Consider the following 21,685-nt stretch of genomic DNA (forward strand, 5'->3'; position numbering starts at 1 on the left):
GGTCCACTTCTACAATCACCACCGACCCCACACTGGCATCGGAGGCCTCACCCCAGCCGACCGCGTTCACAACGTCACGAGGAACTACAGCTAGCGCGACGCGGGAGGTGTCGATGGTGATCCACCGCCGGCCCCACTGCTCAGCGACGGCGGCGGTGGTGCCGCTGCCGCAGGTGGGGTCGAGGACGAGGTCGCCCGGGTCGGTGCACATGAGCATGCAGCGCTCTGCAGCAGTCACGGCAGTTTGCACTACATAGATCTTCGGGTCGGCACGGCTTTGGATCCCGCCGATGTCCGTCCAGCTATTGGTGAGAGGAAAAGCAGGGAAATCGTCGAAGTATCGGACGTACGAAAGCGATCTACCGGTAAGCGCAACTCGATGGGCCATCACCAGACGCTCCATGCCGGACGCATTCGTCTTCCACCCACCAGATGCTGGATTGACGGTGGTGCCCTCGACGGTCACGGGGAAAACAGTTGTCTGCCCCGTGCGGGTGGTTTGGGAGGTCAGGTTGTCAAAGCGGAGCAGTCGAGAGGCATCCCCTCGCCTGACTCGCGTCGCTGGCAACCGGGTCCCGTCCGGCAGCTCTGCCGTCGTGTACTTGCCCGCACCTACGCCGTCCATCAAGCGAGTCCGGTAGATCTGTCGGTACTTGACCGCCTGCATATTCCTCGCGAACCAGATGATGTAGCTGTTGACCGCCGGGAGCACGTTTGTGCCACCCGCGAAGCTCCCCGCGCCGGAGGTGGTCGCAAAGGACACGAGACTCACGAAGTTCTCGCTCCCGAACACCTCGTCCAGCAACGACCGCACGAGGTGGACGTTCTCGTCGCCGATCTGTACGAAGCAGGAGCCGCTCTCGGTCAGAAGCTCGCGGGCGATGAGCAACCGGTCGCGCAGGTAGGACAGGTAGGAGTGGATGCCCAGCTCCCAGGTGTCGCGGAAGGCCTTGATCTGCTCGGCCTCACGGGCGGCGTCCTCGACCTTGCCGTCCTTGACGTCGCGCTTGCGGGCGCTGGCCTGCCAGTTCGAGCCGAACTTGATGCCGTAGGGCGGGTCGATGTAGATCATCTGGACCTTGCCGCGCAGCTCCTCGCGCTCGGCGAGCGAGGCCATCACCTGCAACGAGTCGCCCAGGACCATGCGGTTGGTCCACTTCGACGCGTGACGGTAGAAGTCGACGCTATCGAGGTCGTCGAGGTCGTCGAACGTCTCGAAGAGCGCGAGCTCCGGCTCCTCCTCGGGACGGCTCGCAGTACGGCGGAGGTTCTCCACGAGCACCCGGGGGTCGATCTTCTCCTGGATGTAGATGGGTGGGGCGTCAGCCGCGAGCACCTCGGCACCCTCGACTGCGGAGTCCGACTCGTCGCCGTACTTGCCGCGCCATACGAGCTGCGGGTCGAGCGCGGTGTCACGGTCCACCAAGAGCTGACGCCGCTCCTCGATCTCCGGGGTGACGAAGTCCTGAGCGTCCGCGGTTGGGAGGTTGGCCCGACGGTCGGCGTGGGTGATGGACTCCACCGGGGTGGGGCCGACCGGGCGCTTACGAGGCGGCACGAGTCACCTCCCGGGCACGCCAGTCCGAGAGGTCCATGTCACCGACGACCGGACCGTCGGCGTACAAGTCCTGGATGGCGGCGTCGAGGTCGGCCTTGACCGTGGTCATGTCGGTGACCTCGAGGTAGCCCCACCGCCCGAAGGCGCCGTGGTTGTTGACCGCGACGCACCACAGGTCGCGGGCGACGTCGGCCTTGCGGTCGGTCAGCCCGGGGGCGACGAGTCGCTTCTGACCACCCGACACCTCGACGACCAACGACCGCACCACGTCGCCGTCGCGCTGCTTGAGCCGCAGCAGGAAGTCAGGCACGTAGGCGTGCGCCTTGCCCTGCTGGACGTAGGGGATCTCGAAGCCGAGCCGGTCGTTCTTCGCGTACGCCGCCACGTCGCGGTGCTGCTCGGCGTACGCCATGAGCAGCTGCTCCCAGGTGTTGCCGGTCGGCCCGTCGAGGACCACGTGGCTGACCTCGCAGCGGTCCTGGTCCGCCAGGAGCGCGACCTTGCGGGTCACGAAGGACACCCGCTCGGTCGAACCCGTGGCGGCAAAGGGATCGAGGACGGGTCGCAGCTTGGGCTGGGTGATGCCTTGCCGGTGGATGAGCCCGTGGACCTCGTCGGCGGCTCGCGCCTGCCAGCTGACGTAGGCGGTCAAGTGACCGAGGGAGAAGTCGCCCTGCACCTCGACCGCGCGCTCGACCCAGTCACGGCACAGCCTGACCAGCTCCGGGAAGAGCCACGGCCGCTCGTCGCCGGCGCCGTCGCCCTGCGGGAAGGTGCGGTAGTGGGTCTGCACCAGTCGCTTGGCCAGGTGGTATGCGACGGTCTGGGGTCGCTCGGACGCGGGCGCGTCGGCGATGCGCTCGGCCTCGCCGACGACCGGTGCCGCGAGCGTCCACCCCGGGATCACGTCCGGTCCGATAACAAAGCGTGGGAGCGGGTCACTCGGGAGGTAGAGCTGGCCGCGCTCTGGCGCCTCGAGGCGGTAGCCGAGCAGGCGCGGGAAGGTGATGCGGGCTGCCTCGCGACCCTCGACCGACCTGACGAGCGTGGACGGGCGCGGTGGCGGGGCGGGGCCGATCGGCTTGTCGGTCGGGATGAAGGCGAACGGAACGCCGTAGACGGAGGCGTACTCCGCCTCGAACCGTCCGTCGTCGTTGACGTCGTAGGAGCGGCGCCGCAGTCCCCGTCCTACCACCTGCTCGCACAGCAGCTGGCTGCGGAAGGCTCGGATGCCGAGGATGTGGCTGACGGTGTTGGCGTCCCAGCCCTCGGTGAGCATCGCGACCGACACGACGCAACGGACGTGCTCGCCGAGCCGTCCCCGCTTGCCGACGGTGTTCATGACCTCACGCAGCAGGTCCTCGTCGGTCAGCGCGTCGACGTCGGCGCCGGGATCGCGTTGGCGGATCTCGGCCTTGAAGGCGGCGATCTCAGCGGCCGCGGCGTCCTTGAACTCCTTCTTCATCGCCTCGCCGGACTCCAGCTGGGCAGAGTCGACCAGGATCGTCCGCGGCCGGCTCCGGAGCGCGCCGTCACGCACGTTGCCGAAGAGCGCGAGATTCCCGGGCGCCCATCGCGTCTGATCGTCGGTGGCCACCTCGTGACCGGCGATCCAGCCGTGCACCAGCTTCGAGACCGCCGTGTTGGGGCAGACCACGATGAACACCGGCGGCGGATGGCCGAGGGGCTCGAGCTCGCTGCGCCAGTGGTCGAAGCTCTGCTCGTACGACGCGTAGAGGCTGCGCAGCGCTCCGACCAGCTCGTCGGGCGGGACCCAGGTCGACGCATCGACGCCCTTGCGGTTGGCCCGCGGCAGCTGCTTGCCGATGCGGTCCCAGAGGTCGAGGTAGGTAACGCCCTCGTGCGCGGCATCGTCGTCGACCGGGGTGCGCGGGACCTTGACGATGCCGCACTCGATCGCGTCCATCAGGCCGAAGTCGCTGACGACCCAGGGGAACAAGAAGCCTTCGTGGAACCCCGAGCCCTTGAGGTAGAAGGGCGTGGCCGAGAGGTCGTAGACCGCCCGGACTCCGACCTTGGCCGCGACCGCCCGCAAACCCTTGAACCACACCCGTGCGTCAACGTTGCGGGCCTTGTCCTCAGCGTCAGGATCCTCCGCGCCGGGACCGGCATCGACCTGGACCGGCTTGTCCTGGTAGCAGTGGTGCGCCTCGTCGTTGAGCACGACGATGTCGCTCTGCCGCTGCCGCGACCCCACGCCCCAGCCGCGCAGGACGCGACACGACGGCGTCCTCGGACTCGCGGAACGGGTCTGCCCTGCCGTTCAGCAAGATCTTGCGGGTCGCCGAGGCGACGCCCTTGATCTCCTTGCTGTCGCGCGGCAGGAACTGGTGGTAGTTGACGACCAGGACCTGCGCCTTGCCGAGCTGGGGCCGCAGCTCCGGCGGCACCAGGTCGCGCTCGTCGTAGTAGTTGCCGGCATCTCCCGGCTGCAGCACCCGGAGGCGGTCACGGATCGTGATGCCCGGGGCCACCACGAGGAAGCGTCGACTGAAGCCGCGCTTGCCGGCGACGTGGTTGAGCGCCTGCCAGGCGATCAGCATCGCCATCACGACGGTCTTGCCGGAGCCGGTCGCCATCTTGAGCCCGACCCGCGGTAGTCCGCTGTTGTGCGCCTCGTTGTGCTCCGCGAGCGCCACCCGGAAGTCACGCCGAGCGCGGAAGGTCCGGCTGCCGGCGACCTCGGCGAGGTAGATCGCCGTCTCGACGGCCTCCCGCTGGGCGAAGAGCACGCGGTTCTCGCGAGCTGGGTCGGCCCAGTGCAGCAGCAGCTTGCGGGTGATCGCCGTGACGCCGTCGTAGCGCCGCGCCCGCCAGATCTCGACCTCGCGACGCAGCTCGTTGACCAGGGGGTTGGCGCTGGTCCGCTCGTGCGTCAGGACAAGCGACTCCTGCACCGAGTCGTCCCTGCCGCGCTTGCCCTTGCGGACGGGCGCGATGGGGATGAAGGACTCGCTCGGCCGGCGCCCGTCGACGATGCGACCCGTCGGACCGTGCACCCCGAGCTCGAAGTGACGGGACGGCGGGTCGTACGGGCCGTTGAGGACGGGGTTGGCGAGCGTCGACGACGCGTCTGCCATGGCACCCCCCGAGTCGGCCTGACACATCAGGTTGGCCTGTTATATCAGGCCCAAAGGCGACTGGACGGCTCCCAGGCTGAGTCGCGTGCCGGCCGTCGAGCATCAACCTGAGTTCGCCGAGAAGGCGCGCCGGTTCAGCTCAAAGGTGCAGCACCGTCGTGGAGAGCTCGACCTGACCGAGCTGCAGCTCATCGAGCGCACCGGACTGAGCCGCGACTACGTGCAGAAGCTGCTGAAGGGCCGCGGGAGCGCCGTCGATCAGACGACGGGCAGGGCGAAGCCTCCCAACCCGACTCTGGATGTCATCTGGCGGCTGGCGACCGCGCTTGACGTCGACCCGGCCTACCTGATCGATGACGACCGCGCGGTCGGCGACCACGGCCGGACGTCGTGAGGATCACCCTGGGAGTCACCGATGCCACGTGGGCGGCGTACCTGCGCGAGCGGCCGCACCTGACCGAGGTCAACTTCTGGGTCCCGTCGGGGCGCAGCTTCATGGGGCGGGCGTCGGCCGACGAGCCGTTCTTGTTCAAGACGAAGAGCCCGGAGAACCGCATCGTGGGCGGCGGGTTCTACGTCCGGTTCTGGGAGCTCCGCGTCAGCGAGGCCTGGGCCACCTTCGGGGAGGGCAACGGCGTCGGGACCGAGCAGGAGCTCGAGACCGCGATCCAGCGCTACCGGGCGAGGACGCAGGCGCCGGCCCATCCCGACCCCACCATCGGCTGCCTCGTCCTGCGCAATCCCTTCTTCGCGCCCCCGGGCCTTGACCTGCCGCAGCCGCAATCCTGGGGCGCCTCGATCGTGCAGGGCAAGACCTACGACTCCGCAGACCCGGACTTCGGCTACGTGGGGCACGCCTTCGACGCGCTCCAGGGCTACGCCCGGGTCGACTACGCCTGGGACGCCGACCTTCGGGGCATCGACCTCGACGCCGAGCGTTACGGCAAGCCGGTCCTGACCCGGCACCGACTCGGCCAGGGCTCCTTCCGGCTCGCGGTGCTCGACGCCTATGACCAGCGCTGCGCGATCACGGGCAGTCGCACCGTCCCCGCCCTCGAGGCCGCGCACATCCGTGCCTACGCCGACGGCGGGCTCCACCACGAGACCAACGGCATGGCCCTTCGCTCGGACCTGCACCGCCTCTACGACCGGGGTTACATCGGAGTCGACACCGACCTCCGCCTGCGAGTCAGTCCGAGCCTGGGACGCGATTTCGGCAACGGCGTCGAACTCTACGAACGGGAGCGGCGAAGGCAGCAGATACGACCGCCCCAGGATGATCGGCTCGCCCCAGACCCCGACGCCCTTGCATGGCACATGCGTGAGCGCTTCCGAGCTGCTTGACTTCTACTGCCGCCGCCGCCCCCTGACGTACGACGCAGCCGCGACGGCGGCGCTGTGGACGGCGAGGCCCATGGCGGCGAGGCCGGGCAGCGTGGGCGAGGTGTCGCCGAGGGCGGACAGCACGGCCAGGGCGGCGAGCCCGACGACGCCGACGAGGGAGACCACCAGCCAGACCGCCACGCTGCGACCCCGCAGCAGTCGCACCACGGCGACGAGAACGGCGACAAGAGCAACGGCGGCAGCGACCGGCTCGACGGTCCAGAGTACCAGCACGAGCATCGTGCCGGTCAGCACGACGGGGCCGAGCACGGTCGAGCGGGTGGAGAAGAAGCCGACGGTCGGTCGGCGCCACGGCTCGTCGGCGACCACGGGTTCGGAGGGCGACGCCCGGAGCAGCCAGCGGTCGTACTCCACCCGGCGCGCCGGGTCGCCGAGCACCTCCCACGCCCGCTGCACGGCGAGGAAGTCGGCGGGCCGGCCCCCCGCGTCAGGGTGGGTACGACGCGCCGCCTCGCGGTGGGCGCGCCGCAGCTGCTCGGCCGACGCGGTCGGCGCGACGCCGAGCACCTCGTAGAAGGACGGCACTACAGCAGCGCCCGCACCACCCGCAGCGCGACCGAGAGCCGGGCGAGGTCGACGACGTCCTCGTCGAGCACGTCGCGGAGCGTGGCGACGGCCTGCTCGGTCTCGCGCTCGCCGGGAGCCTCGCCCTCGAGCTCGGCGGCGGTGAGCTGGGCGTGCACCACGTGCAGGTCGTCGCGCAGCGCGGCACGGGCCATGCTCTGCCAGCGGTCGGTGCGGGGCAGGGCGAGGATCGCGTCGACCAGACGGGGCAGCTCGAAGCGCTCGCCCACGGCGAAGTGCGCCTCGGCGACCTCCATCGGCTCGCGGTCGAGCCGGGTGGCGGTCTCGACGATCCCGAGCACCATGTAGGCGGGCGGGCAGCACGCGATCCGCGAGGCCAGCGACTCAGGCACCCCGGCCCCGACCAGGTGGTCGAGGCGAGCGGCGTACGCCTCGTGCTCGATGCCGGTCATCAGGCGCGGCAGCTCGGCCACGACCTTCTCGACCACGACCTCGTAGGTGTCGACGAAAGCCTCGAGACCGCCCTCGAGCCGACGGCCGCCGAGCAGCCAGCGGGAGGCACGCTCGACGAGCGTGCGGACCTCGAGGCGCATGCGGGTCTGCAGGTCGGCGGGGATCTGGTTGTCGAACGAGGCGATCTCGCGCTGCAGCCGCTCGGCGCCGAAGATCTCGCGGGCGAGCACGTTGGCGCGGGTCAGGTCGACGGCCGAGGCGCCGGTCTCGGTGGCGAGGCGGTGCACGTAGGTGATGCCGGCGTTGTTGACGAGCTGGTTGACCAGCTGCGTCACGACGATCTCCCGTCGCAGCTGGTGACCCTCCATCTGGGTCCGGTAGCCCTGGCGCATCGCCGCCGGGAAGTAGGAGATCAGCTCGGAGCGCACGAACGGGTCGTCGGCCAGGTCGCCCTCGAGCAGCTCGTCGGCCAGCACGATCTTGGTCCACGACAGCAGCACCGACAGCTCGGGGGCGCTCAGCCCCTGGTCGCGGTCCTTGCGACGCGCGATGGTGCGCCGGCTCGGCAGGCCCTCGAGCTCGCGGTCGAGCACCCCGCGTCGCTCGAGGGTGCGGATCCAGTCCTCGTGCACGTGCAGCAGGGCGGGCGCGATCGCCTCGGCGTTGGCGAGCGCGAGGTTCTGGTCGTAGTTGTCGGCCAGGACCAGCTCGGCGACCTGGTCGGTCATCGAGGCGAGCAGCTGGTTGCGCTGCTTGCCGGTCAGGTCGCCGTCGGCGACGACCCGGTCGAGCAGGATCTTGATGTTGACCTCGCGGTCGGAGGTGTCGACGCCGGCCGAGTTGTCGATGAAGTCGGTGTTGATGCGACCGCCGTCACCGCCCGCACCGTCGCGGCCGTACTCGATGCGCCCGAGCTGGGTCAGCCCGAGGTTGCCCCCCTCGCCCACGCACCGCGTGCGCAGGTCGCGGCCGTCGACGCGGATCGCGTCGTTGGCCTTGTCGCCCGCGTCGGCGTGGCTCTCGCCCGCGGCCTTGACGTAGGTGCCGATGCCGCCGTTCCAGAGCAGGTCGACCGGCGCCTGCAGGATCGCGCGCATCAGCTCGGCCGGCGTCAGGCGGTGGACGCCGTCGTCGAGACCGAGCGCGGCACGCACCTGCGGGGTGATGGGGATCGACTTGGCCGAGCGGGAGTGCACTCCGCCGCCCTCCGAGATCAGCGAGGTGTCGTAGTCCTGCCACGACGAGCGCGGCAGCGCGAACAGCCGCGCCCGCTCGTCGTACGACGCCTCGGCGTCCGGGTCGGGGTCGAGGAAGATGTCGCGGTGGTCGAAGGCGGCCACGAGCCGGGTGGTGCGCGAGCAGAGCAGGCCGTTGCCGAAGACGTCGCCCGACATGTCGCCGATGCCGACGGCGGTGAAGGGCTCGGTCTGGCAGTCGACGCCCATCTCGCGGAAGTGGCGGCGCACCGAGACCCACGCGCCCTTGGCGGTGATGCCCATGGCCTTGTGGTCGTAGCCGACCGAGCCGCCGGAGGCGAAGGCGTCGCCGAGCCAGAAGCCGTACTGCTGCGAGATGCCGTTGGCGATGTCGCTGAAGGTGGCCGTGCCCTTGTCGGCGGCCACGACCAGGTAGGGGTCGTCGCCGTCGTGGCGCACCACCCGCTCGGGCGGCACCACCGTGCGGCCGTCGTCGGTGAGGCTGAGGTTGTCGGTGACGTCGAGGAGGCCGGAGATGAAGCTCGTGTAGGCCGCGATCCCCTCGTCCATCCACGCCTTGCGGTCGCCGGGGTCGGGCAGCTGCTTGGCGAAGAACCCGCCCTTCGCGCCGACCGGCACGATGACGGTGTTCTTGACCATCTGCGCCTTGACCAGGCCCAGCACCTCGGTGCGGAAGTCGTCGCGCCGGTCGGACCAGCGCAGGCCGCCGCGGGCGACGGACCCGAAGCGCAGGTGCACGCCCTCGACCCGTGGGGAGTAGACGAAGATCTCGAACTTCGGCCGCGGCGCCGGCAGCTCGGGGATGGCGCGCGGGTCGAGCTTCAAGGAGAGCCGGTCGAGCGGCCGCCCGTCGGCGTCGACCACGAAGTAGCTGGTGCGCAGCGTCGCCTTGATGCTGGCCAGGTAGGACCGCAGGATCCGGTCGTGGTCGAGGCTGGTGACGTCGTCGAGCGCGCGCTCGATGCGCTGCTCGAGGTCGCCGCAGGTCGCCTGCCGGGCCTCGCCGTCGGCCGGGATCGCGTGACGAGTGCCGGGGTCGAAGCGGGCCTCGAACAGCTGCACCAGCAACCGGGTCAGGTCGACGTTGAGCCGCAGCGCGTCCTCGATGTAGTCCTGCGCGAACGGCGTGCCGCCCTGCCGCATGTACTTGGCGTACGCACGCAGCACCATCGCCTGGCGCCAGGTCAGCCCGGCGGCCAGCACCAGGGCGTTGAAGCCGTCGCTCTCGTTGCGTCCCTGCCACACCGCGGCGACGGTGTCCTGGAACAGCTCGCGGGTGCTGTCCGGCAGCGGGTGGGCGTAGCGCAGCCCGAAGTCGTAGATGTACGTCGGCCGCGCCAGGTTCTCCAGCTGGTAGGGCCGCTCGTCGACGACCTCCACACCGGTCGTCGAGAGCACCGGCAGCACGTCGGACAGCGAGAGCGGCGTACCGACGCGGTAGACCTTGAGCCGTGCCTCTCCCGGCGGCGCCGAGACGTCGGAGTAGAGCGACAGCGTCATGCCGGCGCCGCCCTCCTCGGTGATCTCCTCCAGCCGGCCGAGGTCGACCGCGGCCGTGGCCGGCGGGTAGTCCTCCTTGTAGGCCTCGGGGAAGCTCTCGGCGTACGTCCGCGCGAAGCGGCTGCCCTGGGCCTCGCCGTACGCCGCCTGGGTCGCCGCCGCGAAGTCGTCGCGCCACGACCGCGCGGCCTCGGCGCAGCGGCGCTCGAGATCGGCCACGTCGGGCCGGCCGACCAGCTCGCCGGGCCGGGGCCGCACCACGAAGTGCAGCCGCGCGGAGAAGGACTCCCCGACGTGGGCGGTGTACTCGACACTGTCGCCGCCGAGCCGGTCCTTGAGGATCGCCGCGATGCGCTCGCGCACCCCGGTGTTGTAGCGGTCGCGCGGCAGGTAGACGAGCACCGACAGGTAGCGCCCGAAGGTGTCGCGGCGGACGAAGAGCTTGAGGGTGCGGCGCTCGCGGGCGTGCATCACCTGCGAGGCGATGGGGACCAGCTCGGCGACCGGCATCGAGAACAGCTCGTCGCGAGGGTAGGTCTCGAGCACGTCCATCAGGGCCTTGCCGGCGTGGCTGTCGGGCTCGAAGCCGCTCGCGGCGATGACCGCGGCGGCCTTCTCGCGCAGCAGTGGGATCCGCTTGACCGACTCGGTATAGGCCGCGGAGGAGAACAACCCGAGGAAGCGCCGCTCCCCCACCACCGCCCCTGACTCGTCGACCTGCTTGACGCCCACGTAGTCGAGGAAGACCGGCCGGTGCACGGTCGCGCGCGAGTTGGCCTTGGCCAGGACGAGCAGCTGCGGGTCGCGGGCGTGCTCGGCCACGGCGTCCGGGAGCGGCCGGGGCTCGCCGGGGTCGGCACGCAGGATGCCGTAGCCGGTACCGGGCCGGGCCCGCAGCACGTCGTGGCCATCGACGGTGTCGAGGCCGTACTCGCGGTAGCCGAGGAAGGTGAAGTGGTCGTCGACGAGCCACTCCAGCAACGACGCCCCCTGCTCGACCTCGTCGGGCGGCAGCGCCGGCGGGTCCTCGCGCAGCTGCTGCACCAGGTCGGAGGCGGTGGCGCGCATCCGCGACCAGTCCTCCACGGCGTCGCGGACGTCGCCGAGGACCTTGGTCAGCCGCTCGGCGATGGCGTCGAGCTCGTCGTCGTGCACCCGGTCGACCTCGAGGTGCATCCAGGACTCCCGGGCGACCTCGTGGCCGTCGTCGGCGTCGCCCGTGCCGGCCTCGCCCTCGCGCACCGACCGCAGTGCGCCCTCCACGTCACGGCTGACCGTCACCTGCGGGTGCACCACCTGGTGCACGTCGTGGTCGGCGTCCGCGAGCGCCATGGTCACGGAGTCGACGAGGAACGGCATGTCGTCGGTGACGACCTCGACGACCGTGTGCCCGCCCGCCGACCAGCCGTGGGTCGAGACCAGCGGCGTGTGCACGTGCACCCGCGCCGTGCCCTGGGGCCGCTCGGCAGCCAGCCGCAGCATCGAGGCGGCGGCGCCGAAGAGGTCGCGCGGCTCGCGGTCCTCCAGGTCCTCGGGTGCCACGTGCCGGTAGAAGGTGCGCAGCAGCCCGGGCAGGTCGACGTCGGCCGACACGGGGACCGACTTGTGGCCGGCGTACTGCGTCAGCGCGGTGAGGCATGCGGACTTGCTCTCGTCAAGCGTCGTCACGTCTCGCAGGCTAGACCCGCGCCCAGGTGTGCCGCGACTCACAGGGCCGAGCGCAGCTCCCACAGCAGCGGGTAGTACTTCAGGTCGAGCCGGCTGCGCAGGTACGTCGCCCCGCTGGAGCCGCCGGTGCCGGTCTTGGCCCCGATCATGCGCTCCACCATCACCACGTGCCGCGCCCGCCAGGCGGCGGCGAGCTCGTCGTGCTGCAGCAGCGCCTCCGCCAGCGCCCACAGGTCGGCGTAGTCGGAGCGGTGGTGGGCGACGTGGCGCAGCGAGGCGGTCAGCTCGGCCTCCGAGCCCGTCGCGAGCCCGGCCTCGGCGACGACGTGCACGAAGCCGTCCCACAGCGTCGGCTCGGCCAGCCGGGCGGCGAGCCGCGCCTGCTCGTCGGCGGTCAGCCCGCGGAACCGGTCGACGTAGCCGGGGTCCTTGGCGCCGGAGAGGAACTCCAGCTCGCGGAACTGCACCGACTGGAAGCCGCTGGCCGGGGCCAGGCGCTGCCGGAAGACGGCGAAGTCCTGCGGCGTCATGGTCTCCAGCACGTCGACCTGCTGCACCAGGACCCGCTCGATCACGTGCATCCGGCCCAGCAGGTGGCGGCAGAACCACAGGTCGCGGCCACCGCTGTCGGCCCGGGTCGCGACGAGGGCGTCGCGCACGGTCTGCGCCTCGTGGAGCAGCTGCTGGAACCACAGCTCGTAGACCTGGTGGATGGTGATGAAGAGCAGCTCGTCGTGGGCCGGCGGGTGGGACTCCAGGTGCTGCGCGGCGAGCAGGTCGGGCAGGCGCAGGTAGCTGCCGTAGGTGAGCTGGCGGGCGCCGGCGGCCTCCTCGCCGAACGAGACGAAGTTCTCCTCCATGCCCGCAACCTAGACCGTCGACGATGCGGCATGATGCCCAGCGCACGCCCACCCCGAGAGCACCAGGAGAGTCGATGAAGAAGGTCACCGAGGAGCTCCGCTACGACGGCGCCACGATCGAGCAGGTCTACGACATGCTCAGCGACGAGGCGTTCCGCCGCGAGGTGTGCGACCGCCAGGGCGTCGTGCGCCACGACGTGAGCACCGAGCGCCAGGGCGACCGGCTCAAGACCACCATCGACCAGGTGCACACCGCCAAGGGGCTGCCCTCGTTCGCGACCAGGATCGTCGGCGACGAGATCAACATCGTGCAGCGCGAGGACTGGATGTCGCCGGCCAAGGGCGACATCGAGGTCGTCATCCCCGGCAAGCCCGGCGAGATGACCGGCACCGTGCACCTCACCGAGGACCCCCAGGGCGTCACCGAGACCATCAACCTCACCATCAAGGTCGGGATCCCGCTGGTCGGCGGCAAGATCGAGGGCCTCATCGCCGACATGCTGCTCAAGGCGCTGCGCACCGAGGGCAAGGTCGGCCGGGAGCGCCTCGGCGGCTGACCCCGCTGCTGCCCTACTCCCCCACAGTCCCGTCGATCGACTCGCGCAGCAGGTCGGCGTGGCCGTTGTGGCGCGAGTACTCCTCGAGCAGGTGCACCAGCACGTAGCGCAGCGACACCAGCTCGCCACCACGCTCCCGGGCCGAGAGCGTCTCGATGCCTCCCGGGCGAGCCAGCAGCTCGGCGGTGACCCGACGCGAGCGCGCGAACGCCTCCGCCAGCAGGCCGCGCGCCTCGGCGGGCGTCGCGTCGAGGTGCCAGTCGGCGTCGGGGTCGGCGTCCCAGTCGGCGCTGCGCCAGGGCTCGACCGGTTCGTCGCCGGACACGAGGTAGCCGAACCAGTAGTCCTCGACGAACGCCAGGTGGGTGAGCATCCCGCCCAGCGTCATCGCCGACGGCGCGAGCCGGGCCCCGAGCTGGTCGGCGTCGAGGCCCGCGCACTGGCCCACCAGGGTCTCGCGGTGCCACTCCAGGAACCCGAGGAGGACCTCGGTCTCGGACCCGCTGGCCGGCGGGTCGACCCGCTCCGTCACGACCCCAGGTGGGGGTAGCGGTGGTCCTTCGGCGGGTCGAAGGTCTCCTTGATCGAGCGCGGCGAGGTCCAGCGCTGCAGGTTCTGCGGGGCGCCGGCCTTGTCGTTGGTGCCCGAGGCGCGGGCGCCGCCGAAGGGCTGCTGGCCGACGACCGCCCCGGTCGGCTTGTCGTTGACGTAGAAGTTGCCCGCCGCGAAGCGCAGCCGCTCCGAGGTCCACGCCACCGCGCGACGGTCCTGGGCGATCACCGCGCCGGTCAGGGCGTACGACGCCACCGACTCCATCTGCTCGACCACGCGCTCGTAGTCGGCGTCGTCGTAGACGTGCACCGCGAGGATGGGCCCGAAGTACTCGTCGGTGAACATCGCGTCGTCGGGGTCGGAGACCTCGATGATGGTGGGCCGCACGAACCAGCCCGTGCTGTCGTCGTACGTGCCGCCCGCGACGACCTCGGCGACGTCGGAGGCGTGCGCCCGGTCGATCGCCGCCTTGTGCTTGGCGAACGCCCGGTCGTCGATGACGGCGCCCATGAAGTTGGTCAGGTCGGAGGTCGGGCCCATCGTCAGGTTGTCGGTGTCGGCGACGAACTGGTCCTTGACCTGCGCCCAGACCGAGCGGGGCACGTAGGCGCGCGAGCAGGCCGAGCACTTCTGGCCCTGGTACTCGAAGGCGCCGCGCAGCATGGCGACCCGCAGCACGTCGGGGTCGGCGGAGGGGTGGGCGACGATGAAGTCCTTGCCGCCGGTCTCTCCCACGACGCGGGGGTAGGAGCGGTAGCCTGTGAGGTTCTCCCCCACGGTGCGCCACAGGTGCTGGAAGGTCGGCGTGGAGCCGGTGAAGTGGATGCCGGCGAGGTCGGGGTGGGCGAGGGTCACCTCGGAGACCGCGAGGCCGTCGCCCGGGAGCATGTTGATGACGCCCGGCGGCAGGCCGGCCTCCTCGAGCAGCTCCATCGTCAGCGACGCGGCGAGCTGCTGGGTCGGCGAGGGCTTCCAGACCACGGTGTTGCCCATCAGGGCCGGGGCGGTCGGCAGGTTGCCGGCGATGGCGGTGAAGTTGAAGGGCGTGACCGCGTAGACGAAGCCCTCGAGCGGGCGGTGGTCGGTGCGGTTCCAGACGCCGCGGCTGTTGGCCGGCGGCTGCTCGGCGAGGATCTGCCGGGCGTAGTGGACGTTGAAGCGCCAGAAGTCGATGAGCTCGCACGCCGCGTCGATCTCGGCCTGCCAGACCGACTTCGACTGGCCCAGCATGGTCGCCGCGTTGAGGGTGGCCCGCCAGGGGCCGGCGAGCAGGTCGGCCGCCTTGAGCAGCACCGACGCGCGGTCGTCGAACGACATCGCGCGCCACTCGGGGGCCGCGTCGGCCGCCGCGGCCACGGCGTCGGTGGCGTCCTTCTTCGTCGACTGCTTCAGGGTGCCGAGCACCTGGGCGTGGGCGTGGGGCTGCACGACCTCGACCGCCGCGCCACCGCCCATCCGGTGCTCGCCGCCGATGACCGCGGGAAGGTCGCGGGGCGCCGCCGCGAGGTGCGCCAGGGCGGCCTCGACGTCGGCGCGCTCCGCGCTGCCGGGGGCGTAGTGGAGGTTCGGCTCGTTGACGGCCGGGGGCGGGGTCGAGACGGCGTCCATGCCCGCGATCGTGCCACGCTCCTCAGCGCAGGCGCACCACGCGGGTGGGGCTGGTGCTGCCCTGGAAGCGGCCGGCGGCCGTGACGACGACCCGGTAGCTGACCGTGCCGCGCTGCCGCACCGTCCACCTGAGCGCACCGGTCGTGCTGGCCGTGGCGCTCGCGACCGTCGTCCAGGTGCGTGAGCCCGACGGCAGCCGCTGCAGCGTGGCCGTGGCCCGCGGCACGCCGGTCGAGGTGCCGAGCTCGACGACCCGGCCGGAGAGGGTGAAGGCAGCGTCGCGCCGCACCCGGGTCGGCGCGGTCAGCGAGGTCGAGGTGGCCTCGACCCGCCGGACCGCCGCTGGACCGGTGCTGCCGTCGACGCCGAGCGCCGCGACCCGCACCTCCACGTCCTGGCGGCCGGTCAGGCCACCGACGACGGCGCTGCGGGCGGCCGCCGGGAGGTCGGTGACGACCGACGAGTCGCTGCGCGTGACGCGGTAGCCGGCGACCTCGCGGGCCTGCGAGGCCGGCGGTTCCCACGTCAGTCGCACGGTCGCGCCGCTGGTGCGGGGCTCTGCCAGGACCGGGGGCTTGCTGATCGGCGTGACGCAGGAGTAGACCCGGACGTCGTCGAGCCACCAGCCGTACGTCGTCGGGGGCTGCGGCTCGGCGTCGGCCGGGCGCGAGTCGACGACCTGGAAGCGCAGCCTGACCGCCTGCCCCGCGAGCGGGGTCAGGTCGACCTGGCTGGCGCCCCAACCGCGGCTGTCGCCCGTGAAGACGGGTCCGGTGCCGCCGGGAAGGCGGTCGGTCGGCGCGTTGCGCCACGGCAGCTCGCCGGCGCCGGTCCACTCGCCCGACGGCAGCCGGCGCTCGACCAGCAGCCGGCCGCCGGTGACGGGGACGCCCTCGTCGTCGAGCAGGAACGACGACGCGTGGTGGAAGTGGACGAAGGTGCCGCCGGCGCTGCCGGGCACGTCGAACGCACCCGAGCGCAGCTCGACCGGCGCGCTGCCGGGCAGCGGCTCCAGCAGCCCCCGCGACTCCCGGCCGCTGACGGCGTTGTCGCGGACGACCGCGGCACCACCGGGCCAGTCGTCGAAGCCCATCTCCGCGACACCGTCGTCGTCGCGCCGCAGCGTGGTCGTGGTGGTGCCGACCGGGCAGGAGACCGGCGCGGTCACCGGCTGCCAGCCGACCACCGGGCTCTGGTCGAGCTCGGTCGCGGCCACGGCCTCGCGCACGCCCACGCAGTCGTCGGCGGTCAGGTCGGCCGTGCCGTCGGCCGCGAGCCGGACGCAGGTCTGCTGGAGCACGCGGCCGAGGTCGGCGTAGTCGGCGCCGGGCGTCAGCTGGGGCACCGTCGCCGCCCAGAGGGTCGCCGACTTCGTCAGGCTCGGGTCGTCGCCGTCGATGCCGGGGAGCACACGGCCCTCGACCTCGCCGCCCTGCGAGACCAGGTACGCCGTGCGGACGCCCACCCCGAGGTTGGTGTGCACGCCACCGCGGTCGACACCCTGCGCGCCGTCCTCGTCGACCCACAGCTCGCTCGTCATCCTGTCGGGGCGCCCACCGCTCGACGGGTCCGCCAACGAGCGGGGGGTGAAGCCGGGGGCGTCCTCGCCCAGGAGCCAGGCGTCGTCGTCGTCGGTGCCGTGGCGCTGGTCGACGAGCTCGCCCATGACGTCGGCCACGGCCTCGTCGATGGCTCCGCTCTGCTGGAGGTAGAGCAGCCCTGCGGTGGCCTGCACCCAGCCGTGGGTCAGCTCGTGCGCGACGACGTCGTCGGCCAGCGGCGTGCCGGGGCCGAAGAAGGCCTGCCGCAGCTGCTGGTCCCAGAAGGCGTCGGACCTGCAGCCGGCCGCCGCGCACCAGCCGACGGTCGCCGTCGGGGCACCGCCGAGCAGGGCCGGCAGGTCGATGCCGAGCGCGCCGTACGTCGCGACGGTCTCGGCCAGGTGCTCGTGGGCCGCGTCGACGTCGGCGGCCCCGGTGGTCGGGTCGTCGGGCTGGCGCACGGGCTCGGTGCACTCCACCACGGCGTCGTCGAGGACACCACCGCGGTCGCAGACCCGCGTCGCGCCCCGTGCCAGCGACCAGCGCAGCGCGACCGCGCCGTCGGCGCCGACCAGCACGGCCTCCTGCACGCGGGCGTCGCCCCCGGCACCCCGGACCTCGACCCAGCGCACGCCCCGCGCCCCGGCGGAGTCGGCGACCCCGACCACGGCCGGGTCGTAGAGCCACGGGCCGAGGTCGGCCGTGGCCAGGGCGCCGGTGTCGAGCCGGTGGGTCCCGGCGACGGCCCGTCGGGCGACCTCCGCCGCGACCTGGGCGGTCGGGACCCGTGTCGCGACGTCGGTGGAGCGGGAGGTGTCGGCACTGAGCGAGACCAGGTCACGGTCGGCGTCGAGCACGGCGACGACGGCGCCGCCGACCACGCGCAGGCCGTCGACGACCTGCTGGGAGCGCACCACGCTGCCGCCGGTGCCGGAGTCGAGCACCTGGGAGACCGCAGCCCGGGAGGCGGTCCCGTCGACGCCGACCAGGTCGCCGTGCTCGGCGAGCACCTCCTGGGCGGCCGCGGCCGGGGTGGCCGCCGTGGTCGCGACCACGGCCTCGCCGTCGGTCGAGGCGACCGCCACGACCCGACCGGCCGAGTCACGGGTGACGGCGAGTGCGCCGTCGGCCTCGTCCTCGAGGGCGGCCAGGGGGCCGACCGGGGCCGGGTCGTCGGGCGCGGCGACGGCCGCGGGGACAGGCCCGACCAGGAGCAGGCACGCAGCGGCCAGGGCGGTGGCGCGGTGCGACCCGCGCGGCCCCCGTCGTGCTCCCATCGCGACCCTCCGAGTGTCCGCGACCATGGTAAGTGGTCGTTTCGCCCCTTGGGTGACGAATTTCGGATCACTCGCGCCCGAGCAGGTCCGCAATCTCCTGGGTCGCCCACCAGCCCAGCTCGGGCGGGTCGTCGTACGCCGCGGGGTTGACGTCGGCGTCGTCGGCGTGCACCGCGACGACCCGGCGCAGCGCGACGGGCCACTCCCCCGCGGGTGCCTCGGCCACGACGACGACCCGCCGCCCCGGGCCGTCGAGCAGCGCCGCGGACGCGTCGGCGGCGTCCTGGAGCACGGCGTACTCGGCCTCCTCGTCGCCGTCGTCGGCCGGGTCGGTCGCCAGTCGGTCGACCTCGGCCGGCACGGTGCCGTCGTCGTGCAGGCGGCGCAGCAGGGCCGTCGTCATCGGCAGGTAGAGCCGGGCCATCAGGCGGTCCCGGGGGTACGACGCCCGCGGGGGGCCCGCGGCCGGGCGTCGCTGGCGCTGTCGACGAGCTCGTCGAGCGCCTCGCGGACGCACTGGCCCAGCACCTCGATGTCGGGCAACGCGTCGCGGTCGGCGGTGATGCCGTAGAAGACGCCGCCGTCGTACGACGTGACGCCCACGGCCATGGAGAACCCGGGGAGCAGCGGCGGCACGGGGTAGGTCTCGACCATCTCGGCGCCGGCCAGGAACATCGGGAACTGCGGGCCCGGCACGTTGGTGACGACGAGGTTGACGTCCTTGCGCGACTCGGCGTGCGCGACCCGCGAGCCCAGGGCGTGGAAGGTGGTCGGGGCGAATCCCGCGACGCCGGCGATGCGGTCGGCGGCGACCGCGCGCCCGGTCTCGCTGTGGGCGCGCAGCGCGTAGGAGACCTGGTGCAGCCGCACGACAGGCGACCCCTCGCCGATCGGGAGGTCGACGAGGTGGCCGACGACCTGCGAGCCGAGCGACGTCGGCTCGAGCTCCTCGTCGATGACGCTCATCGGCACCAGCGCGCGCAGCCTGCGGCTCGCCCCCACCGGCTCCGCACGGGTCATCAGCCACGACCGGATCGCCCCGGCGAGGGTGGCCAGGATGACGTCGTTGACGGTTCCGCCGTGCACGCGCCGGACCTTGCGGTAGTCCTTCAGCGAGGTGCGCACGCACACCACGCGTCGCTGGGCGGAGTGGTCGACGTTGAAGGGCGACTCGGGCGCCGGGCGCCGACCGGTCAGGCCACCGGCCAGCGACGTGGCGGTGGCCAGGGTGCTGCTGAGCGCCCGGCCGACGGCCTCGGCGTTGCTGCGCACCGTGGCCGCGGCGACCCGGGGGTCGCGCACCGACTCGGTGAGCGCACCGAGCAGCAGCCCCGTCTGCGTCGGCTCGTGGGGCGGGACCCAGTCCTGGTGGACGATGCCGCGCGGCGCCGCGTCGACGTCGAGCAGCACCTGGCCGAGGTCGACGGTGGCGATGCCGTCGACCAGCACCTGGTGGGACTTCGACAGCAGCGCCACCCGCCCGCCCTCGAGGCCCTCGACGAAGTAGACCTCCCAGAGCGGGCGGCTGTGGTCGAGCGGGCGCGACATGATGCGCGCCGTGAGCTCGCGCACCTGGTCGAGGGTGCCCGGGCGCGGCACTGCCGAGCGGCGTACGTGGTAGGCGAGGTCGAAGGACTCGTCGTCGGTCCACACCGGGTTGCCGAGGCGCCCGGGGACCCCGCGCAGCCGCTGTCGGTAGCGCGGCACGAACGCGATCCGGTCGTCGATGTGGGCCAGCAGCGCGTCGTAGTCGAAGCCGCTGTCGCCGGGGTCGAAGATCTCCAGCGTCGCGTTGTGCATCGGGGTCTGCTCGGTCTCCTCGGCGAGCAGGGCCAGGTCGCGTCGCCGCAGCCGTTCCGACATCCGCCACCCACCTCTCCGGCACCGACCCTGGTGCGTCATGGGATTGTGGCAGAGCGGCCCACGCCCCCGGACGGAGGAACCCATGTCCCCCACGGCGTCCGGCGACGTCGCGCTGCACCTGTTCGGCAGCGCCGTGGACCCCCCGGTCCCCGTGGTCGTGGTCGTCGCCGCCGTCCTGCTGGCCGTCGTGCTGGCCGCCGCGCTCACGACCGGCCGGCCTGCCCGTGCCGTGACGCCGACCCCGGGCCGGGCGGCGCCCCGGTGGCTCGCGCGCCTGGTCGACAGCAAAGCCTGGACCCTGGGCTGGCGCGTCGTGGGGCTGCTGGCGCTCGGCGCCTTTCTCGTCCCCCTGCTGTGGGGTCCCGACGTCACCGCGAACCCCGCCCTGGGCACCTTCCACGTCCTCGTCGTGGTGGGCCTGGTGCCGCTGTCGCTGCTGGCCGGACCGGTGGTCCGAGCCGTGAGCCCGGCCCGGACCGTCGACCGGCTGCTCACCGCGGTCCTGCGCTCCGACCCGGACCGCGGCCTGGCCGACTACCCCGGGTCGTGGGGCTGTCGACCCGCGGTCCTCGGGCTGCTCGCCCTGGCCTGGCACGTCGACGTCAGCGCCAGGGCGACGTACCTCGGCGCGCTGCACGTCTGGCTGGCCGTGTACGCCGCCGCGGCGCTGGTGGGCGCAGCGGCGTACGGCAGCACCTGGCTGGCGCGGGCAGACCCCTTCGAGGTGGCCTCGAGCAGCATCGCCCTGCTCTCCCCCTGGGCCCGCGACAGCTCGGGGCGGCTGCTGCTCGTCGCGCCCTGGCGCCACCTGGCCGCCGCGCCCGTGCGACCGGGCGCGCGCGGGGTCGTCGCCGTGCTGCTCGGGTGGGCCGCGCACGACGAGCTCGTCGCCGCCGCGGTGTTCTCCTCGCCGCTCGGGCGGGCCCTCTCGCTCGGCGGGCTGTGCCTGGTCGCCTGGCTGCTGCTCGTGCTCCTCGCGGGCGACCGCGCCTGGTCGTTGCTGCCGGTCGCGGTCGCACTGCTGCTGGCCTCGCACGTGACCTACCTGCTCGAGCAGGGCCGCACCACCGTCGTCGCGATGGGCGACCCCCTGGTGCGTGGCGACGGCTGGATCGACCCGGCCGCGGGCGGCTTCGCCTACGCGCTCGGCTACCGGCCCGAGCTGCTGGCGACCCTGCAGGTCGCGCTCGTGCTGGCCGGCCTCGTGGTGGCCCTGCTGAGCGACCGGGACCGGGGGCCGGCGCCACGGCGCGCCTGGGCCGTGCCGCTGCTCACGACCGCCTGGACCGCCACCGGCCTCGGCCTGCTGGCGCTGCGCTGACGCCGCCGGGCGGCTCGGGCCACACCGCGTCGTGCACCTCGACCAGGGCACGCCGCAGCGGCGAGTCGTTCTGCTCGACGACGGCGCGACCCGCGACCAGGGCGCGGTCGACGACCGGGCGGTCCTCGGGCACGAAGAGCACCCGGGCGGGACGCAGGTAGCCCTCGACCATGCCGGTGATGTCGGCGCGCCCCCAGCCGAGGCTGTCGCGCATCCGGTTGACCACGACGGTCACCGCCGGGGGCGCGAGCTCGCGCAGGTCGACCAGGGTGCGGGCCAGCCGGGCCAGCCCGGTCGGCTCGGCGCTGCCGACGGCGACGACGTGGTCGGCCCGGGCCACGGCGTCGAGGGTCATCTGGTTGCGGGCCAGGCTGCGCCCGACGTCGCCGTCGTCCTCGAGGCTGAAGCCGGTGTCGACGACCACGTCGCCCACGGCCACGGCCAGGTCGAGCACCGAGTCGAGCGCCCCCGGGCGCACCTCGACCCACCGGTCGGGACGCGGCAGCCCGGTCAGCACCTCGAGGTCACCACCCACGCGCCGCCGCGCGCGGGCCAGCACCGCGGCGTCGAGCGTGCCCGCGTTGGCGGCCCGTGCCGCCGCGAGCAGCCCGCTGGTCTCGTCGAGCACGCCGAGGTGCTGGGCGACCGCGCCGCCGTGCGGGTCGGCGTCGACGAGGACC

14 protein-coding genes and 2 pseudogenes are annotated in these 21,685 nt (G+C 72.6%); 4 read left to right on the forward strand and 12 right to left on the reverse strand.

The window, feature by feature from the left end; translation table 11 throughout:
- Positions 1 to 160 precede the first annotated feature (160 nt).
- From ACYU8I_RS17870 to ACYU8I_RS17880, 3 genes and pseudogenes are all read right to left on the reverse strand, one after another.
- A pseudogene (locus ACYU8I_RS17870) lies at positions 161 to 1,144 on the reverse strand (site-specific DNA-methyltransferase); the annotation flags it as partial.
- A 400-nt stretch (positions 1,145 to 1,544) separates the two neighbouring features.
- Complete coding sequence (locus tag ACYU8I_RS17875; protein ID WP_460843486.1) at positions 1,545 to 3,776, reverse strand: restriction endonuclease; 2,232 nt, start codon at positions 3,774 to 3,776, stop codon at positions 1,545 to 1,547.
- Entirely contained in the window at positions 3,664 to 4,659 is a 996-nt protein-coding gene (locus ACYU8I_RS17880) for a DEAD/DEAH box helicase family protein (RefSeq protein WP_460843488.1), read from the reverse strand. Before ACYU8I_RS17880 ends, ACYU8I_RS17875 begins: the two co-directional genes overlap by 113 nt.
- A gap of 85 nt (positions 4,660 to 4,744) precedes the next feature.
- On the opposite strand from ACYU8I_RS17880, the gene ACYU8I_RS17885 reads away from it, so the two are divergent.
- Together ACYU8I_RS17885 and ACYU8I_RS17890 are read left to right on the forward strand one after the other, a co-directional pair.
- A complete protein-coding gene (locus ACYU8I_RS17885; RefSeq protein WP_460843490.1) occupies positions 4,745 to 5,053 on the forward strand; it encodes a helix-turn-helix domain-containing protein in 309 nt (102 codons plus the stop codon).
- A 131-nt stretch (positions 5,054 to 5,184) separates the two neighbouring features.
- Positions 5,185 to 6,003: an HNH endonuclease gene (locus tag ACYU8I_RS17890; protein WP_460843492.1), complete on the forward strand. Its 819-nt coding sequence runs from the start codon at positions 5,185 to 5,187 to the stop codon at positions 6,001 to 6,003.
- A 3-nt stretch (positions 6,004 to 6,006) separates the two neighbouring features.
- On the opposite strand, the gene ACYU8I_RS17895 is transcribed toward ACYU8I_RS17890, so the two are convergent.
- Genes ACYU8I_RS17895 through ACYU8I_RS17905 form a run of 3 tightly spaced genes read right to left on the reverse strand, consistent with a single transcriptional unit; the run spans position 6,007 to position 12,286 of the window.
- Positions 6,007 to 6,588 carry a J domain-containing protein gene (locus ACYU8I_RS17895; RefSeq protein ID WP_460843495.1) on the reverse strand — a complete coding sequence of 194 codons (582 nt, stop codon included), beginning with the start codon at positions 6,586 to 6,588 and terminating at the stop codon, positions 6,007 to 6,009.
- The gene (locus ACYU8I_RS17900; RefSeq protein ID WP_460843498.1) at positions 6,588 to 11,426 is read right to left on the reverse strand and encodes an NAD-glutamate dehydrogenase; all 4,839 of its coding nucleotides are present in this window, start codon (positions 11,424 to 11,426) and stop codon (positions 6,588 to 6,590) included. Before ACYU8I_RS17900 ends, ACYU8I_RS17895 begins: the two co-directional genes overlap by 1 nt.
- Positions 11,427 to 11,464: 38 nt before the next feature.
- Entirely contained in the window at positions 11,465 to 12,286 is an 822-nt protein-coding gene (locus ACYU8I_RS17905; RefSeq protein ID WP_460843500.1) for a tryptophan 2,3-dioxygenase, read from the reverse strand.
- Between the two features lie 74 nt (positions 12,287 to 12,360).
- Here ACYU8I_RS17905 and ACYU8I_RS17910 point away from each other — a divergent pair, with 74 nt between their 5' ends.
- The gene (locus ACYU8I_RS17910) at positions 12,361 to 12,843 is read left to right on the forward strand and encodes a DUF2505 domain-containing protein (protein WP_460843501.1); all 483 of its coding nucleotides are present in this window, start codon (positions 12,361 to 12,363) and stop codon (positions 12,841 to 12,843) included.
- 13 nt (positions 12,844 to 12,856) lie between these two features.
- Here the strand turns inward: ACYU8I_RS17910 and ACYU8I_RS17915 are convergent, their stop codons facing one another.
- From ACYU8I_RS17915 to ACYU8I_RS17935, 5 genes are all read right to left on the reverse strand, one after another.
- On the reverse strand, positions 12,857 to 13,375 hold the full coding sequence (locus ACYU8I_RS17915) for a DinB family protein (RefSeq protein ID WP_460843504.1): 519 nt from the start codon (positions 13,373 to 13,375) through the stop codon (positions 12,857 to 12,859).
- Positions 13,372 to 15,003 (reverse strand): L-glutamate gamma-semialdehyde dehydrogenase, encoded by a 1,632-nt coding sequence (gene pruA, locus ACYU8I_RS17920; protein ID WP_460843505.1) that lies wholly within the window; start codon positions 15,001 to 15,003, stop codon positions 13,372 to 13,374. The genes ACYU8I_RS17915 and pruA overlap by 4 nt, the downstream gene beginning before the upstream one ends.
- A 22-nt stretch (positions 15,004 to 15,025) precedes the next feature.
- Positions 15,026 to 17,821 carry a M4 family metallopeptidase gene (locus tag ACYU8I_RS17925; RefSeq protein ID WP_460843507.1) on the reverse strand — a complete coding sequence of 932 codons (2,796 nt, stop codon included), beginning with the start codon at positions 17,819 to 17,821 and terminating at the stop codon, positions 15,026 to 15,028.
- 67 nt (positions 17,822 to 17,888) lie between these two features.
- A complete protein-coding gene (locus ACYU8I_RS17930; RefSeq protein ID WP_460843509.1) occupies positions 17,889 to 18,245 on the reverse strand; it encodes a DUF6912 family protein in 357 nt (118 codons plus the stop codon).
- The gene (locus ACYU8I_RS17935) at positions 18,245 to 19,684 is read right to left on the reverse strand and encodes a WS/DGAT/MGAT family O-acyltransferase (RefSeq protein WP_460843511.1); all 1,440 of its coding nucleotides are present in this window, start codon (positions 19,682 to 19,684) and stop codon (positions 18,245 to 18,247) included. The genes ACYU8I_RS17930 and ACYU8I_RS17935 overlap by 1 nt, the downstream gene beginning before the upstream one ends.
- Positions 19,685 to 19,766: 82 nt before the next feature.
- On the opposite strand from ACYU8I_RS17935, the gene ACYU8I_RS17940 reads away from it, so the two are divergent.
- On the forward strand, positions 19,767 to 21,005 hold the full coding sequence (locus ACYU8I_RS17940) for a hypothetical protein (protein ID WP_460843513.1): 1,239 nt from the start codon (positions 19,767 to 19,769) through the stop codon (positions 21,003 to 21,005).
- Here the strand turns inward: ACYU8I_RS17940 and ACYU8I_RS17945 are convergent.
- Positions 20,956 to 21,685: pseudogene (locus ACYU8I_RS17945) on the reverse strand (hypothetical protein); the annotation flags it as partial. The gene ACYU8I_RS17940 and the pseudogene ACYU8I_RS17945 overlap by 50 nt on opposite strands.

This window comes from Nocardioides marmoraquaticus (genome assembly GCF_054777915.1).

What these genes read in the sequence shown, in the direction of transcription:
- ACYU8I_RS17880 (WP_460843488.1), bottom strand. Translation starts at nt 4,659, where the DNA reads ATGGCAGACGCGTCGTCGACGCTCGCCAACCCCGTCCTCAACGGCCCG.
- ACYU8I_RS17905 (WP_460843500.1), bottom strand. Translation starts at nt 12,286, where the DNA reads ATGGAGGAGAACTTCGTCTCGTTCGGCGAGGAGGCCGCCGGCGCCCGC.
- ACYU8I_RS17910 (WP_460843501.1), top strand. Translation starts at nt 12,361, where the DNA reads ATGAAGAAGGTCACCGAGGAGCTCCGCTACGACGGCGCCACGATCGAG.
- pruA (WP_460843505.1), bottom strand. Translation starts at nt 15,003, where the DNA reads ATGGACGCCGTCTCGACCCCGCCCCCGGCCGTCAACGAGCCGAACCTC.
- ACYU8I_RS17925 (WP_460843507.1), bottom strand. Translation starts at nt 17,821, where the DNA reads ATGGGAGCACGACGGGGGCCGCGCGGGTCGCACCGCGCCACCGCCCTG.
- ACYU8I_RS17930 (WP_460843509.1), bottom strand. Translation starts at nt 18,245, where the DNA reads ATGGCCCGGCTCTACCTGCCGATGACGACGGCCCTGCTGCGCCGCCTG.
- ACYU8I_RS17935 (WP_460843511.1), bottom strand. Translation starts at nt 19,684, where the DNA reads ATGTCGGAACGGCTGCGGCGACGCGACCTGGCCCTGCTCGCCGAGGAG.
- ACYU8I_RS17940 (WP_460843513.1), top strand. Translation starts at nt 19,767, where the DNA reads ATGTCCCCCACGGCGTCCGGCGACGTCGCGCTGCACCTGTTCGGCAGC.